We start from the raw sequence: 15,502 nt of genomic DNA, 5'->3' as shown, positions 1-15,502 counted from the left end.
TATCGGGCCGTCAACCCGACGATCTGGGTGAACGCCACCCACGTCTGCACGTGCGAAGTCGACGTCGACACCGGCCGCGTGGCGCTCCACCGCTACATCGTCAGCGAGGATTGCGGCCCGATGATCAACCCCGACGTCGTCGAGGGCCAGATCGCTGGCGGCGTCGCCCAGGGCATCGGCGGCGCGCTCTACGAACATCTCGCCTACGACGACGACGGCAATCCGCTGGCGACCACCTTCCTGGACTACCTGCTTCCGACCGCGGTCGAGATGCCGACGATCGAGTTCGGGCACATCGAGACCCCGAGCCCCGGACCGGGTGGATACAAGGGCGTCGGCGAAGGCGGCGCGATCGGCGCGCCACCCGCCGTCGTCAACGCGGTGGCCGACGCGCTCGCGCCGTTCGATGTGACGCTGACCCGCCTCCCACTGACACCATCCCGCATCGTGTCGCTGCTCGACGAGAAGAGGACCTCGTGATCGAAGCCATCGCCTACGATCCGTACACCGCGATCAACGACCCGGACCCGTACCCGTTGTACAAGCGGCTGCGCGACGAGGCGCCGCTCTACTACAACGAGCAGTACGCCTTCTACGCCGTCAGCCGCTACGAGGACTGCGAGCGCGGCCTCGTCGACGCGAAGCGTTACATCTCCGGTCGCGGCGGTGTCCTCGAGCTGATCAAGGCGAACGTCGAGCTGCCGGCCGGCACCCTCATCTTCGAGGACCCCCCGGCGCACACGGTGCACCGCAGTCTCCTCGCTCGCGTGTTCACGCCGCGCCGCGTCGCCGCGCTCGAACCGAAGATCCGTGACTTCTGCGCCGCGAGTCTCGACCCGCTCGTCGGCACCAACGAGTTCGACCTGATCGCGGATCTCGGGGCGCAAATGCCGATGCGCGTCGTCGGCATGCTGTTCGGCATCCCCGAGGAGGCTCAGGCCGCGGTGCGCGACATGGCCGATGCGAACCTGCGCACGCGGGCGGGCGAGGCGATGAAGATCGAGGAGAACCCAACCTTCGGCAGCGAGACGTTCCAAGAGTACATCGACTGGCGTATCGACCACCCGTCCGACGACCTCATGACCGAGCTGCTCCATACCCAGTTCGAGGATGAAGAGGGAACGACCCGGACTCTCACGCGCGACGAGGCGCTGCTGTACACGACCGTGGTGGCCGGCGCCGGCAACGAGACCACGACTCGGCTGATCGGTTGGGCGGGCAAGGTGCTCGCCGAGCACCCTGACCAGCGCCGCGAACTCGTCGAGGACCGCTCGCTCCTCCCCAACGCGATCGAGGAGCTGCTGCGTTACGAGACACCCGGCCCGCAGGTCGGCCGCTACGTCCCCGCGGACGTCGAGGTTCATGGCCAGAGAGTGCCGGCGGGGAGCGCTGTGCTCTTCGTCGTCTCCGCCGCCAATCGCGACGATCGCCGTTGGGATCACGCCGACGGCTTTGACATCCACCGCATGGTCGGCCAGCACCTCGCGTTCGGTTACGGCATCCACTACTGCCTCGGAGCGGCGCTAGCTCGGCTCGAAGGTCGGATCGCGCTCGACGAGCTGTTGAACCGTTTCCCAGAGTGGGACGTCGACGTCGACCGGGCTCGGATCGCGCCGACGTCGACCGTTCGCGGCTTCGAGACACTCCCGGTCCTCCTTCCGTGACGACGACGGACTCGCTCCCCAAACGCCGCTATGACAACACCCTGCGACGCGAGCGTGCCAACGAGACGCGGGACCGGATCGTCAGAGCGGGTGCCGACCTCGTGCGCCAGTCATCGATCCGCGACTGGCACGGCGTGACTATCCGCGCAGTTGCCGAACGTGCAGGTATCAACGAGCGCACCGTGTATCGCCACTTCCCAAACGAGCGTGTGTTGCGTGACGCCATCATGCAGCGGCTCGAGGAAGCGGTGGGGATCGACTTAGCCCAGCTGCGGCTCGACGACGTCGCCGACGCCGCCACTCGAATCCTCCGGCACGTCGCCTCGTATCCGCGCGATCGGCGTCCTCCGCTCGATCCGACCCTGCTCGAGGCGAACAAGCGCCAGCACGCGGCCCTCCTCGCGGCAGTGACGGAGCAGGCCGATCGGTGGTCGACGGCCGACCGCATCCTCGCCGCTGCAATGCTCGACGTGCTGTGGGGCGTCTCGTCCTACGAGCGTCTCGTACGGGACTGGGGCCTCGACGTCGAGGATGCGATCCGCGGGCTGACCTGGGTCATCGGGCTCGTCGAAGGCGCCGTACACGATGGCCGGCGCCCGCAGCGAGGGCGAAAAGAGCGTGCCTGACCCAGTAATGACTCCGGTTTGAGGCGACCGAGCTCAAATCCTCATCACGCGTCGGGTAGCCCCATGGATGTGCCTTGGCCGAGTCAGGCACGCGGGAAGGCGCTGACCAACGTCGTTGCATTCGACCGAGGTGACGGCCTTTTGCTTCCCGTCTGCGATCTCGATGACCCGATCCCATGAAGCGAGCCACGGGTCGTACAAGGGACCGCATCGAACTCTGGCGGCGGTTCGGGACGAAAGAGGCGAGTCAGGCCTCTAACAGCCCTCCATAGGAGATCGACCTGCCTACTGGTGCGTCGGGAACCCGAGGTCGACAGCGCTCGATTTTGGGTCGGGCCACCGCGACGTAACCACCTTGGGCCGTGTGTAGAAGCGGATGCCCTCGGGCCCGTACATCGTGGTGTCACCGAACAGCGACGCCCTCCAGCCGCCGAAGGAATGCGAGGCGACCGGCACGGGGATCGGCACGTTGATGCCCACCATTCCGACCTCGACTTCGCGCTCGAACGCGCGCGCCGCGCCACCGTCGCGCGTGAACAAGGCGACACCGTTACCGTACGGACTCGCGTTAACGAGCGCCAACGCTTCGTCGAAGGTGCTGACCCGGACAACGCTCAGCACGGGTCCGAAGATTTCGTCGTCGTACACACGCATCCCCGGCTTGACGTCGTCGATGAGCGAACAGCCGAGGAAGAAGCCTTCCTCGATCGGTGGCACGGAGCCATCGACCACCAAACGCGCGCCCTCGTCAGCAGCACCTTCCACGTACGACCGCACCCGGTCGCGATGCTCGGGTGTGATCAGCGGCCCCATCATCGACTGCTCGTCGTCGCCCGGGCCGACGACGACGCCCGGGATCCGCGCCGCGATCGCGTCGACCAGCGAATCCGCGATCGCTCCGACAGCGGCGACGACGGAGATCGCCATGCAGCGCTCGCCGGCTGATCCGTACGCCGCCGACACCGCCGCATCCGCGGCCGCGTCGAGATCGGCGTCCGCGAGCACAACCATGTGGTTCTTGGCGCCTCCGAGTGCCTGCACCCGCTTTCCCTGGCTCGTGCCCGTCTCGTACACGTGACGCGCGACCGGCGTGCTCCCCACGAACGACACCGCGGCGACGTTGGGATGGGTCAACAGCGCGTCGACGGCTTCGGCGTCGCCCTGCAGCACGTTGAACACGCCGTCCGGGAATCCGGCGTCGCGGATGAGCTCCGCCAGTCGGAGCGATGGTGACGGGTCCTTCTCGGAAGGCTTCAGCACGAACGAGTTGCCACACGCCAGCGCGTTGCTGAGCATCCACAGCGGCACCATGACCGGGAAGTTGAACGGCGTGATGCCCGCGACCACGCCCAACGGCTGTCGGACGCTGTGCACGTCGACCCCGCCCGACACGTCAGCCGTGTGCATCCCGGTCAAGAGGTTCGGGATGCCACAGGCGAACTCGACGTTCTCGATGCCTCGGGCGACCTCGCCCCGGGCGTCGGCGAGCACCTTGCCGTGCTCGCGGGTCACGATCGTCGCAAGGTCGTCGCGGTGCTCGTCGAGCAGCTGCCGGAACCGAAGGAGCACTGCCGCCCGGCTGCTCAGCGGCGACTTGCTCCACGCCGCAGACGCGTCAACCGCGACCCGGACTGCATAATCGACTTCGGCAGCGGACGCGAACACTACCTGCGCCGTCGGCACGCCGCGTGCGGGGTCGTACACGACGCCGCCGCGATCCGATGATCCGGTGACAACGCTGCCGCCGACCCAGTGCCCGATGGTCTTCACGGCCAGTGTGCTCGGATCTAGAGGCGGTAGAGCTTGCGAGCGTTCTCGCCCAGGATCTTGCGCCTCGCGTCGGCGGACAACGTCGCCATCTTCGCCTCGACGGTGTCGAGCGGCTTCGGGTACAGGCACGTCGGGTGCGGGAAGTCGGTCTCGAAGAGGATGGTGTCCTCACCGACCGCCTCGATGAGCTCGGGCAACTTGTTCCGATTGTTCTCGAACCAGAACGTCGCGTACAGATTGCTCTTGAAGTACTCGGACGGCATCTTCTCGAGCTCGGCGAGCTCGGCGGGCGCGTTCTCGGACATCTCGTAGTCGAGCGCTTCGAGGATGAACGGGATCCATCCCACCCCGCTCTCCACCGACACCATCTTCAGGTCCGGGTACCGGTCGAACATCCCCGAGAGGATGGCGTTCACTACGACGCGCGCGTTCCCGATGAACAGCAACGTACCCTGGATGGCGAGCGCCGAGTTCAACGCCTGTGACGGCCACGGGTAGTGCTGGAAAATCGACATCGCTGTGATGCTCGAACCGATGTGGAAGTGCACCGGGAGTTGGAGGTCGCTGCAGACCTCCCAGAACGGGTCCCACGCGCGGCTGGCGAGATCCGGCGCCCCGAGGTCCTGAGGGTCCGACGTCATGTTCGCCCCACGCGCGCCGCTGGCGGCGACGCGCTGCGCCTCGGCGACGCAGCGGTCGACACTCCACGCTGGCATCACCGGCAGCGGCAGCAGGCGGTTGCCTGTGTCGGCCTGCACTCCCAGGTTCCGATCGTTGTAGATCTGGAGGACCTGGAGGCAGAGCGACTCGTCCTTGCTGACGCCGAGGCCCTGGCCGCCGAGGCCGAGCGAGCCGGGGAAGATGATCTGGGCGTCGATGCCGCACTCGTCCAGGACCTCGAGGCGCACCTGGGGGTCGTGACCGCCGCGGTGGACCTGGTCGAAGTCCCACTCGCGCAGCGCGCGGTGCGCGCTCTCCTTCGAACCGTCCCGGGCCACAACGCCGCCGGCGCTGTACTCGCCCGCGGGCTCGCCGTCGAAGACCCACGTCCGCTGGCCGTCGATCACCTCCACCCGAGGGACGCGGTCGCGGATCGAAGCCGGCGCGAGCTTCGTGAACAGGTCGGGCGGCTCACACCAGTGGGAGTCCGCGTCGACGATGTACATCGTTTCTAACGTCGACGTCATGCCAAGCACGGTAGTCTCGCCGGCATGCCGACGGCAACGGTCGCGGGCCTGTCGATCGCGTACGAGGTGATCGGCGACGGGCGTCCGTGGGTGATCACGCCGGGCGGCCGCTTCAGCAAGGACGACCCCGGGGTCCGTGAGCTGGCGGAGGCGCTGGCCGCCCACGGCAACCGAGTGCTCATCTGGGACCGACCCAACTGCGGTGCGTCGGACGTGTGCTTCGCGGGTTCGTCCGAGTCGGCGATGCAGGCCGACACGCTGGCGGAATTGCTGGCGCATCTCGACATGACCCCGGCCGTGATCGCCGGCGGCTCAGGCGGCGCCAGGGTCTCCCTGCTCGCGGCGGCCCGCCACCGCGACGCCGCAGCCGCGCTCGCGACGTGGTGGATCAGCGGCGGGGTGTACGGCCTCATGATGCTGGGCGTCCACTACTGCGGCGAGTCGCTGCTCGCGGCGTGGACCGGCGGGATGGACGCGGTCGTGGCCTTACCCGAGTGGGCCGAGGTGCTCGGGCGCAACCCGTCGAACCGGCAACGGTTCCTCGACCAAGACCCGAGGGAGTTCATCGCCACGATGGAGCGATGGATGGCCGTGTACTGCCCTAGCGACGACGGGGTCGTTCCAGGCCTGTCGCTCGCCGAGGCTCGCGCACTCGACCTGCCCACGCTCGTGTTCCGCAGCGGTGCGAGCGATCCTCACCATACGCGTGCGACCTCCGAACAGCTGGCCGGGGTGCTGCCGGGTGCTCGTCTCGTCGAGCCGCCCTGGAGTGACCGGGAGTGGCTCGACCGCCAGGAGGCACGCCTTCAGGGCGAAGGCCTCTTCGCCCGGTGGCCGCTGCTCGCGCCGACGCTCCAGGAATGGGTCCGCGACGCACTCACGGACCCGATCGTCGAGCGGTGATCATCGCGGCTCTGAGGGCGGCGCCATACCAGGGGCCTCACCCGACGCCGCGGATGTCCTACCCACCGCGGAGCGCTCGTTCGCCTTAAGCGTCGGAGCGCGAGGCCGGGGTCCGGCGGCTCCGAGGGCGTAGCCGCGCCAACCGAGACGGGCGTGAAGGCTGGATCATGAGTGCAGGATCGATGATCCCTTGGCCTCGGCAATCAGCTCGCTGGCGCTCGCGGGAAGCAGCCAATGCTGGCTCACGAGTTTGTTCGCGTGCGTGTTGACTGAGGCCACGTAACCCGCAGAGTTCCGGTAAAGCTGCTCGAGCTTGGTCTGGGAGAAATCCAGCTGGTACCCAACGTACGCGCAGGGATTCGCCAGCAGGCCGCCGGGCGCCAGGCTCGTCGGCATGATGGCCGCTGTCGGGACGTCGACGAAGACGGTGCGTACGCCACCGAGGGCGTTGCCGTTGGCGTCTCGTACGACAGTCTTACCGTCGGACTCGAGTTCGATTCGTTGGGCATGCGGTGCCGGGATGCCGTGTGAGACCCAGCGGACGAGGTTGTCGAGTGCCATGTCCCACACCTGGGTCTGTTTGAACGTCGATGGCGCCGCGCCGGGCGGCCAGTCACAGTGCAGGCTCCGGGCGTACGCGGAGACTGGATCGTCGGGCTCATAGTTGATGTGTGACATTCCCGGTACTTCGTAGAGTCGGTAGGTCGCGCCATCGGGCCGACGGTACCCGAGGCTGCCATAGATCCGCAGGGTCACCAGCAGCTCACGCTCGCCCTGGAGCTCGACCACCGGCACGCCGACGTCAGGAATCGGTCCGAGCTCTGCTCCGCCACCCGTTCCCACGGCCGGCTGCGCTGGAAAGTAGCCGTCGTACACTCGCCGTCGGTTGACGGTCGCCTTCCCGCCGGACGAGGCGATGAAAGTGCGGACCTGGACCGAGGTTTGCGACCAGCCGCCCAGAATGGCGCCCGTGACGCGAATGTCCGGGAGGAGCGCGTCGTGTTGCTGATGCAACACCGCGCCCACCCCGGCCAGGATCTCGTTCTCGGCGTCGTTGCTCATTGGGACGTTGAGCGTGGCATAGCGAGCGGGGTCGGCCGACTTCACCAGTCTCTGCACGACATCGGCATTTGCGGGCACACCGATGTGGACGTCGTCGTGAGCAACGAGATAGGGCTGACAGTTGGTCAGCACTCCGAAGATGCCCCCGCTATGCAAAGGCTCAACGACGGCGATGCCCGAAGCGAGGTGCGCATTCGTCGGCCTGCGGACATCCACGGACGTCCGGTACGTGATCTGTGGAGAGGCACACGAGATGAAGAACTCCTGATCGACCCACCCCGGCGGGAGAGCAGGCAACAACGCCGGCGTGTACGGCTGCGATGCTGCCGTGACTGAGACCGGGCCTTCGACTGATGGCACGCAAACCAAACCGACAGACGCTCCATGGATGCGTGGAGACCCAGCTTCCTGCGCGAACGCTGCGGGCGAGAGCACAACGCCGCCGACGGCAAGGACGAGCGTGATCGCGAATCCGGCCCTTCTATTGGACATCCGATTCCTGAACTTTCATCCTGGGTAGCCTTTGTGCAGGGCGCTTCGGGTCCGATTCCGAGTCGTTGGCGCCGACGGATCGGTTGATCTTCTAGGCGTTCATTGCGGAATCGTGGCATTGCTGGCTGCGCTCTGAAGCTCCTTGGCGTCGGGTTGGAGCAGGAATCCGGCCTTCACGGCGCGGTCGATGGACTGCTTCCACTTTGCGACAAAGTCATCATGACTCTTGTACAACGCCGTGAGTTGTGGCGCCGTCAAAGGCACCGTCGTACCGAACAGACGACAGAACTGTCCCAGAGGAGGAGATCCCGAATTCGTCGTCCCTCCGAGCACGGCGATCGGGACATCGACCTGCGGCGAGCGGATCCCGCTCATGGCGTTCCCATTGGCGTCACGCGCGAAGACAACCGGTGCGGTCGTCGTGGTCTGGAGACGAGGCGCGATCGGCGGTGCGATTCCCTTCGTGACCCACCGGTTGAGTGAGTACACCGCGACGTTGAGCACCCAGTGCGCCGGCCCCGTATTGATCGGCAGGTTGCACTCGATGATCCCGGGCATAGCGCTCTTGGAGGGATGCTGCATCAACGCGAGGAGCCGAGCTGCTCCTCGACCGCCCGGATCGGTCGTGCCAATCGTCAGGCCGTAGGCGTCGTAGTGGGAGGTGCCGGCGACCTCCCAGAGGCGGTAGTTCTTGGTGTCAGGTTGGCGCTCGGCGGTGTTGCTGTTGAACACGTCGGTCTCCGTCTCGAGCACGAGCACCGGAACCTTGAGGTCGCCACGGATCGCAGTGGGGGTCGGGACAACCATCGGGGCCGGCCCTGCAGGAGCAGCCCCCACCGGCGGCGGAGGTGACCCCTGCAACGGCGCGCCCGTGGCGCCCCGACTGTGCACGAGGAACCCGTCGTAGATGTGGTTCGTCTTCCCCAGCGCGTCGATGTAGGTGACCATGCGCGCAGCAGACTGCGATTCGCCCGCGGCGATAACTGTCTTCGGACGCAGCCCGCCCAACACCTTCGTCGAGTCCCGGACGGCGCGACCGGCTTGTGAGTAGATGTCGTAGGAATAGCTGTCGCCAGGATGGGCAATCGAGGCATAGCGAACGGCGTCCGTCGACTTCGACGAATTGATGCCCGCGGCCTGCGCCGACACCCCGACCCACGCGAAACCGTCGCGGACCAACTCGGTGTGGGTCATCACCCAGTCGGGTCCGGCATCCACACCACCCGAAACGTTGAGCCACTCGACAACGACCGAACCGTTGAACTTCTTCGCGTTCGTCGGGCGGTAGACGACGAGGCGCGTCGTGTAGGCCTGCGGGTCACTCGGTGTGACGCTCCACCTGCCGTCGCTGGTGAGAGGCACCGTCGGCGAGTACTTGCTGGCGGTCCCGGCGAGCAGGAACTCGGACTGTTCGTAGCCCACATGCTTCAGGTCGAACGCGGTGGTGGACACCACCGGCACGCCGCCACCACCGGAGATAGGACCCGAAACGGTCGCGGCCGGTGCGGCCACCGCGGACGCGTTCGATCCGGCCGATGCACTCGCGTACGCCGCAAATGAGACGGCCGCGATCCCGGCCAGAAGCGTTCGAAGTCTTTCCTGACGCAGCGTCCAAAACATGACCGCCCCCTGTTGTCGAGCCGATGGTGTCGCGCGCCAGCCCGTCCAAGGCGGGCTCAGTTCCGGAACCGCCGCCGGAGCTCGTGGCCGCCTACTTCTGGCTCTCGCCAAAGTTGGTGAGTGGGATGCGGGCATACCAGAGCTGGGTCGGACCGGTCCTCGATTCACCGCAACCGACATGGACGCGCTGTTGGTCGGCGCTATGAGGGAGAAATCATCTCCCGCACCTCCCTTCGCGAGACCAGTTCGGACTACGCAACGTCGGGCGTCGTCGGGACGGGCGCGGGCACTGCGGGCAGCTCCGCTGCCCCGGGCGGGAGATCCGGGGCTCGGCCACCGCGTTGGCGTCGGTCGATCATCCGCTGGATCGCGTCGAGTTGTCTTCGCTTGGCGAACTCGAGGAGCCCTTCGGGGTGCCTGGCGAAGGTGAGTGCACCGAGCCCGAAGAGGATGAACTGGTACTCGGGTGAGATGCCGAGCGTGTTCAGGAGCTCGGGGAACAGTGCGAGCGCCAAGCCGGCTTGGATGGCGCCTTCGACAGTTCGGACTCCGAGGGTCACGACGATCACGAGCCAGAACAGCCCGAAGAATGGGGTGAAGTTCGCGGCGTAGTTCGCCTGGCCGTCGAACGTCGCGAGCAAGCCGCCGCCGAGCCCGGCGATGCCGGCGGAGAGCGCGAACGCGATGATTCGTGATCGCGTCGCGTTGATGCCGATCGCGGCGGCGGCGGTCTCGCTCCCGCGGAGCGCGTCCAGGTACTTCCCCGTCGTGCCTCGGCGTACGAGGATCACGAGGGTCCCGACCACGCCGAGCACGACGACGCTGAAGAGGAAGAACGCTCGGCCTCCGACCAGGAACCCGGGGCGGGGCACCTTCAGCGGGAAGAGGCCGCCGCTGACCCAGTCCAACGGGACGAAGACGCTGTCGAACATCATCGCGAACGCCAGCGTGGCCAGCGCCAGGTAGATACCGCTGAGACGAAGCACGGGGATCGCCAGTAACCCGCCCACGATCGCCGCCAGGACTGTCCCCGCGAGCACGGTGAGCAGCACCGGGAGGTCCCATCGGTCGACGAACTGCGCGACGGTGAACCCACCCACGGCGGCGAAGGTCGCCTGGCACAACGAGATCTGGCCCGCCATGCCGGTGATCACCGTGATTGACAAGAAGATGATGCCGAACACCACCGCCTTGGTTACGAGCAGGAGCCAGAAGTCGCTCAACCCGAAACAGGCGATCACCAGGCCGATCGCCACCACCGTCACGCCGAACGCATGCGTCGCCGTCGTCAGACCGCGGCTGCGCTGCGCGGCGGCCAGTCCTGGCGGGGGCGGATCAACCCCCGACAGCGGGTCGGTGATCTCCGCCCTCTTTTGCAGCCCGGGCAAGAACAACAGGAGCAGGAACAGCATGACGAACGGCAGCGACGGTCGCAGACCCTGCGCCAGGATGCTGCCGGTGGGCAGATAACCGGCGAGGATGCCTTGGAGGATGCCGAGCAGCAGCCCACCGGCGAGGACCAGCGGGATGCTCGTGAGCCGACCGAAGGCCGCCGCCGCGATGGCCGCGACGAGCAGCACCGTGAAGTTGGCGGGGAGCAGTTCCCCGAACAACGGTGCCAGCAGGACGCCCGCCAGCCCCGCGAACAGGCTCGACATCACCCACGCGAGGGCCCCCACCCGATCCGCGTTGATACCGGCCAGCTCGGTCATCCGCGGGCTCTCGACCACCGCTCGCATCTGTAACCCGATGTTCGAATAGCGGAACAAAACCGTCAGGCCGACGACCGACGCTGCGGTCGCGACAACAGTGACTGCCTCGGCGCCGGTGATGGCGTAGCCGCCGAAGTGGTAGATGGCGAACTGCTCGGTCCAGAGCACGGGCGGCGCGAACGCCGCCCCGGAGCCGAACCAGAGCTGCACGATCCCTGGTATCGCCACCAGCAAGCCCAACGACACGGCGAGCTTGGCGACGGTGGGGGCAGTGCGCAGGTACCGGAAGAGGAACCGGTCCAAGACAAAGCCGATGAGCGGCGCCACGACAACTACCGCGACGACAAACGCCGGGATGAGCGCCCACCCTTCGTTGACGTTGAGCTGGTAGAAGACCGCGGCGGACGCGTACGCCTGCGCCGCGAACGCCAGGTTGAACACACCCGACGTCTTGTACGTCAGGGTGAGGCCCACCGCCATCAGCGCGAAGACGCACCCGAACGGGATGCCACGGATGACGTAACCGACGAGATCGGTCACGTCACCGGTATCCCGACCGGCCTAGTCGCCGTTCCAACACCAACCGGCCGCTACGGGACCGCCGGGGGGTTGGCTGGAATCGATGTCGCGCCCGGCGGGATGCACAGGAACGGCTTCCCGGGCTGACCGAACATTGGCTTGAACTTGCTGTTCACGATCTTCACCCAAGTGAAACAGCCGGAAGCCTGCTGGTGGGCCTTGGTCCAGTCGACGGGGGCGATGAAACCGTCGGCGGTGTAGTTCGTCATCTGGTTGACGGCGTCGACGACCTTCTGGCGGGTGAAGTCGCATCCTGCTGCTTTCAGACCCCTCACGAAGAGATCCGCGTTCAGCCACCCATAGACGGAGTTCTCGCTCGCGGTACCCCCACTCCGCTTGATCCACTTCTGATAGAGCTGCAACCCCGCGGGCTTGGGCGTGCTCTCGAACGGCGCGAAGAGCGTGAACACGTAGTTCCCATTGGCGACGTCCGCGTTCTTCTGGATGCGCGCCTGGTTGTACGCGTTCGGCAGGATCATCGGGACGTTGAGCCCCTGCTTCTTCATCTCGCGTCCGAGGAGGAACGCGCCGTTCGCGTCGAGGGTCGGGACCACCAGGTCGACCTTGTTCTGCACCATCTTGGCAACCTGCGCGCTGTAATCCACGCCGCCGAACGGGACACTCGTGTCCTTGAACACGACCTTTGCGGCGTTCGGGAACTGCTTGGCGGTCGCCTCAATGACGTCCGCGGCCCCCGAGGACTGGGGCACGGCGTAGGCGATCGCACCGATGCGCTTCTTGCCCAGCTTCTGCGCCAACCAAAGATCCGGGAAGCCGGTCGGCCCCGGCGACGTGAAGTTGATGAACGACCCTGCTGCACCGAACAGGTTCGGCGGCCCCGGCCGGTTGGCCTCAGACCCCCACTCAGCCTGGATGTCCCAACCAAAAGTCGGGATCTTCTGGCTGACGAGCAGATCCGCGCCGGTGAACAGGTCGACGGCCACCGGAAGCACTGCGAACACGTTGTCGCTGGTGACCAGCCCCTGCACCTGCTCCCGGTTGTTCGACAGTGCGTCGTCACGTTTCGAAGCGAGAACGAGCTTGCGACCACACACCCCGCCCATCGAGTTGATGTAGCTGAAGTACGCGCTCGTGCCGTCGAAGGCTGTCCCAAGCGTGTTTCCCGTCGGGTCCTGCGTGACCGTCGCCACTCCCCCGACCCGAATCTCGGTGCTGGTCACGCCCGGCTGGTTGACCGGCGGATTCTGTGCGCCCGCCCCCGAAGCGCCGATCGCGCCGGCGAGCGAGATCGTCGTGAGCAGCGCCAACCAGCGCCCGACCCTCACCCGGAAACGTGACATTCGCGACCCCCCGCGATCACCGCGGCTCCCAGCAGGTGGGATGCCGGCGATCTAACACTGACGTCACGGTAGATTATCGGGGGCGGCGACGCCTGTCTACCGCACCATCGCGCACCGGCTCCGGGAGATGAACGAGCCGACCGCATGTCCCAATCGTCACCGCGACCGCCACACCGACCCGGGTACCCGACAAATCACGCCGAAGGCATACGGCGGCGTCACCAATCGCCCTGCAGAGGGAGGCTCGTTGAGCAGGCATGCGTATGCAGGAGTGGAAAAGGAGCCCGCGCTCGCCGAGGTTAAGGGACGGCAGCCTCGGCAAAGACCTTGTCGAGCTCGAAGAGGGTGTAGTCGATCATCTGCTCGCACGTCATGGACGATTTACGCCTCGTACGCGGATGCCGCCGACCCGGGTTCTTTTGGGCCTCGCGACTGGCGCAACACAGCCGATGCGGAAATGGCGCCCCCAGTCTCGCGAGAAACGCAAGATCTTCACCGAGTGCGTTCAACGCGACGCCCCCAGGCGGCGCCGCGCGTGGGACGCCTTGGCCTGAGTGCCAGGTCACGAACTTGGCCGCCCGATGAATGGAATCGCCACGTCCATCGTCGTGGGCGGAGGGTGTCTTCGTCTCGCCCCGCGAGCCGGATCACCCAACGGAGTCGCCCCACCTCACGAACAGATCCCGGGATTTGATCCGGTGAGGGACCTCACCCCACAGGGGCATCACCGCGATCGACGTCAGAAGGCGCACAGGCCTGGGCTGAGCTCACGCCGTATCCTGACAGCTGACATTCACGTCATCCGCCGAGCCGGACGGGGGTCCCCGTGGAGCTGCCGAAGATCATCAGCGTCGACGACCACGTGGTGGAGCCTTCTCATGTCTGGCAGACGTGGCTCCCGGAGAGGTACCGGGAGAAGGGGCCCCGTGTGGAGCGCAGGCGGTGGGGCGCGTTCCGGCTCAAGCGCGGCGCGAAGTACGAGATGACCGAGGACCCCGAGGGCGAGTGGGGTGACGCCTGGATCTACGAGGACAACGTCATCTACGTGCAGAAGAAGTTCGTCGCGATCCCGAAGTCGGCGACGCCGGGGGACGACCTGTCGAAGTTCGACAAGACGGTCATGACGATGACCCCGATCACCTACGACGACATGCGTTCCGGCTGTTATGACGCCAAGGAACGCAAGAAGGACTTCGAACTCAACGGTGTCGACGGGTCGCTGCCGTTCCCGACGTTCCCGCGGTTTTGTGGCCAGACGTTCGAGGAGGCCGAAGACAAGGACCTCGCGCTCGCGTGCGTGAAGGCCTACAACGACTGGATGGTCGAGGAGTGGTGCGACCCGTCGATCGGCATCAACATCCCGCTGTGCATCATCCCGCTCTGGGACGTGGAGCTCGCGGCCGAGGAGATCGGGCGCAACGCGGCGCGCGGCGTACGGGCGGTGTGCTTCTCCGAGCTCCCGACGCGGCTCAACTTGCCGAGTATCCACACCGGCTACTGGGATCCTATGTTCGCGGTGTGCAACGACACCGGCACGACCGTGTGCATGCACGTCGGCTCGTCGTCGACCGACCCGTTCTCATCGGCGGATGCGCCCGCGGGCGTGACAAGCATGGTCGGGTTCAACAACTCGATGGCCTCGCTGGGCGACTATCTCTTCGGCGGGAAGATGGCGCAGTTCACGAAGCTGAAGATCGCGTACTCCGAGGGCCAAATCGGGTGGTTGCCATACGCCCTCGAGCGAGCCGACACCGTATGGGAAGAGCACAACGCCTGGCAGCACTCCAAGCGCCTGTGCCCCGAGCCGCCCTCGACCTATTACTACAACCGCGTGTTCGGCTGCTTCACGTGGGACCGTCACGGCGTGAAGTCACTCGACGAGACCGGTGAGAACAACATCTGCTTCGAGACCGACTACCCGCATACCGACACGACGTGGCCGAACTCGAAGGAGTACTGCGAGAAGATGCTCGCCGACGTCGACGATGAGCAGAAGTACAAGATCGTTCGCGGAAACGCGATCCGCATGCTCGAGCTCAACCGCGTCTGATCCCGAGCCGGCGCCGGAACTCGTCGCGGTTACTTCTGGCTCCCGCCGAAGTTGGTGAGTGGGATGTGGGCATACCAGAACTGGGTGGGACCGGTCCTCGAGTCACCCCAGCCGACATGGGCGTAGTGTTGGTCCGCGCGCTATGAAGGAAACGTCATCTCCCTCACCTTCCTTCGAAAGCGGAGGATTCGGTGCGGCGACGCTGCTGACACGGACGAGCACACTGAACGCTGCGGCGTGCCGACCTTGTACTCGTCCTGTGGCGGTCCAGACGTCGTAAGACCCGTGGCGATAGCGCGTTCTCCAGACCAGATTCAGCTGCCCGGAGGTACCGAACGACAGCTATGGCTTGAAGCGTGGGTTCGCCGGGGCTTCGGCGGCCTGTGTCGGTCCGTGCCAGGTCGTACCGGAGTTGTCGGTCACGTAGACCTGGTTCTCCGTGCCGGTCGCATCAAGGACCCCCAGTGCGAAGGAAAGTTGTAAAGGACGTCCTCCGCCTGCGGCCGCGGGGCCTGTCGATGGATCGAACACCACAT

At 66.2% G+C, this 15,502-nt stretch carries 11 protein-coding genes; 5 read left to right on the top strand and 6 right to left on the bottom strand.

Annotation, left to right across the window (positions count from 1 at the left end; genetic code table 11):
• The 3 genes from VG869_15800 to VG869_15790 form a co-directional block, all read left to right on the top strand.
• Nucleotides 1–480: molybdopterin cofactor-binding domain-containing protein (locus VG869_15800; GenBank protein HEV3452648.1), on the top strand; the 480-nt coding region annotated here is incomplete at its 5' end.
• A complete protein-coding gene (locus tag VG869_15795; GenBank protein HEV3452647.1) occupies nucleotides 477–1,664 on the top strand; it encodes a cytochrome P450 in 1,188 nt (395 codons plus the stop codon). The genes VG869_15800 and VG869_15795, both read left to right, overlap by 4 nt.
• A complete protein-coding gene (locus VG869_15790) occupies nucleotides 1,661–2,290 on the top strand; it encodes a helix-turn-helix domain-containing protein (GenBank protein ID HEV3452646.1) in 630 nt (209 codons plus the stop codon). Before VG869_15795 ends, VG869_15790 begins: the two co-directional genes overlap by 4 nt.
• 285 nt (nucleotides 2,291–2,575) lie before the next feature.
• On the opposite strand, the gene VG869_15785 is transcribed toward VG869_15790, so the two are convergent.
• Nucleotides 2,576–4,060 (bottom strand): CoA-acylating methylmalonate-semialdehyde dehydrogenase, encoded by a 1,485-nt coding sequence (locus VG869_15785; GenBank protein HEV3452645.1) that lies wholly within the window; start codon nucleotides 4,058–4,060, stop codon nucleotides 2,576–2,578.
• A 17-nt stretch (nucleotides 4,061–4,077) separates the two neighbouring features.
• On the bottom strand, nucleotides 4,078–5,247 hold the full coding sequence (locus VG869_15780; GenBank protein ID HEV3452644.1) for an amidohydrolase family protein: 1,170 nt from the start codon (nucleotides 5,245–5,247) through the stop codon (nucleotides 4,078–4,080).
• Between the two features lie 24 nt (nucleotides 5,248–5,271).
• On the opposite strand from VG869_15780, the gene VG869_15775 reads away from it, so the two are divergent.
• Complete coding sequence (locus tag VG869_15775; GenBank protein ID HEV3452643.1) at nucleotides 5,272–6,150, top strand: alpha/beta hydrolase; 879 nt, start codon at nucleotides 5,272–5,274, stop codon at nucleotides 6,148–6,150.
• A 165-nt stretch (nucleotides 6,151–6,315) separates the two neighbouring features.
• Here VG869_15775 and VG869_15770 read toward each other — a convergent pair whose 3' ends face one another.
• From VG869_15770 to VG869_15755, 4 genes are all read right to left on the bottom strand, one after another.
• Nucleotides 6,316–7,704 carry an alpha/beta hydrolase domain-containing protein gene (locus VG869_15770; GenBank protein HEV3452642.1) on the bottom strand — a complete coding sequence of 463 codons (1,389 nt, stop codon included), beginning with the start codon at nucleotides 7,702–7,704 and terminating at the stop codon, nucleotides 6,316–6,318.
• Nucleotides 7,705–7,803: 99 nt separating this feature from the next.
• Nucleotides 7,804–9,324 carry an alpha/beta hydrolase domain-containing protein gene (locus VG869_15765; protein ID HEV3452641.1) on the bottom strand — a complete coding sequence of 507 codons (1,521 nt, stop codon included), beginning with the start codon at nucleotides 9,322–9,324 and terminating at the stop codon, nucleotides 7,804–7,806.
• Between the two features lie 251 nt (nucleotides 9,325–9,575).
• Entirely contained in the window at nucleotides 9,576–11,576 is a 2,001-nt protein-coding gene (locus VG869_15760; GenBank protein HEV3452640.1) for an ABC transporter permease, read from the bottom strand.
• Between the two features lie 50 nt (nucleotides 11,577–11,626).
• Nucleotides 11,627–12,883 carry an ABC transporter substrate-binding protein gene (locus tag VG869_15755; GenBank protein ID HEV3452639.1) on the bottom strand — a complete coding sequence of 419 codons (1,257 nt, stop codon included), beginning with the start codon at nucleotides 12,881–12,883 and terminating at the stop codon, nucleotides 11,627–11,629.
• Between the two features lie 859 nt (nucleotides 12,884–13,742).
• Here VG869_15755 and VG869_15750 point away from each other — a divergent pair.
• Nucleotides 13,743–14,966 carry an amidohydrolase family protein gene (locus tag VG869_15750; protein HEV3452638.1) on the top strand — a complete coding sequence of 408 codons (1,224 nt, stop codon included), beginning with the start codon at nucleotides 13,743–13,745 and terminating at the stop codon, nucleotides 14,964–14,966.
• Nucleotides 14,967–15,502: the final 536 nt, after the last annotated feature.

It is taken from the genome of Acidimicrobiia bacterium (assembly GCA_035948415.1).
Taxonomy (GTDB): Bacteria; Actinomycetota; Acidimicrobiia; order IMCC26256; family PALSA-555; genus PALSA-555.
Note: the sequence above shows the minus strand (reverse complement) of the source record. Positions and strands in the feature narration are given on the sequence as shown.

Coding starts and splice junctions, on each gene's coding strand:
- VG869_15780 (HEV3452644.1), bottom strand. CDS start 5,247: ATGACGTCGACGTTAGAAACGATGTACATCGTCGACGCGGACTCCCAC.
- VG869_15775 (HEV3452643.1), top strand. CDS start 5,272: ATGCCGACGGCAACGGTCGCGGGCCTGTCGATCGCGTACGAGGTGATC.
- VG869_15770 (HEV3452642.1), bottom strand. CDS start 7,704: ATGTCCAATAGAAGGGCCGGATTCGCGATCACGCTCGTCCTTGCCGTC.
- VG869_15765 (HEV3452641.1), bottom strand. CDS start 9,324: ATGTTTTGGACGCTGCGTCAGGAAAGACTTCGAACGCTTCTGGCCGGG.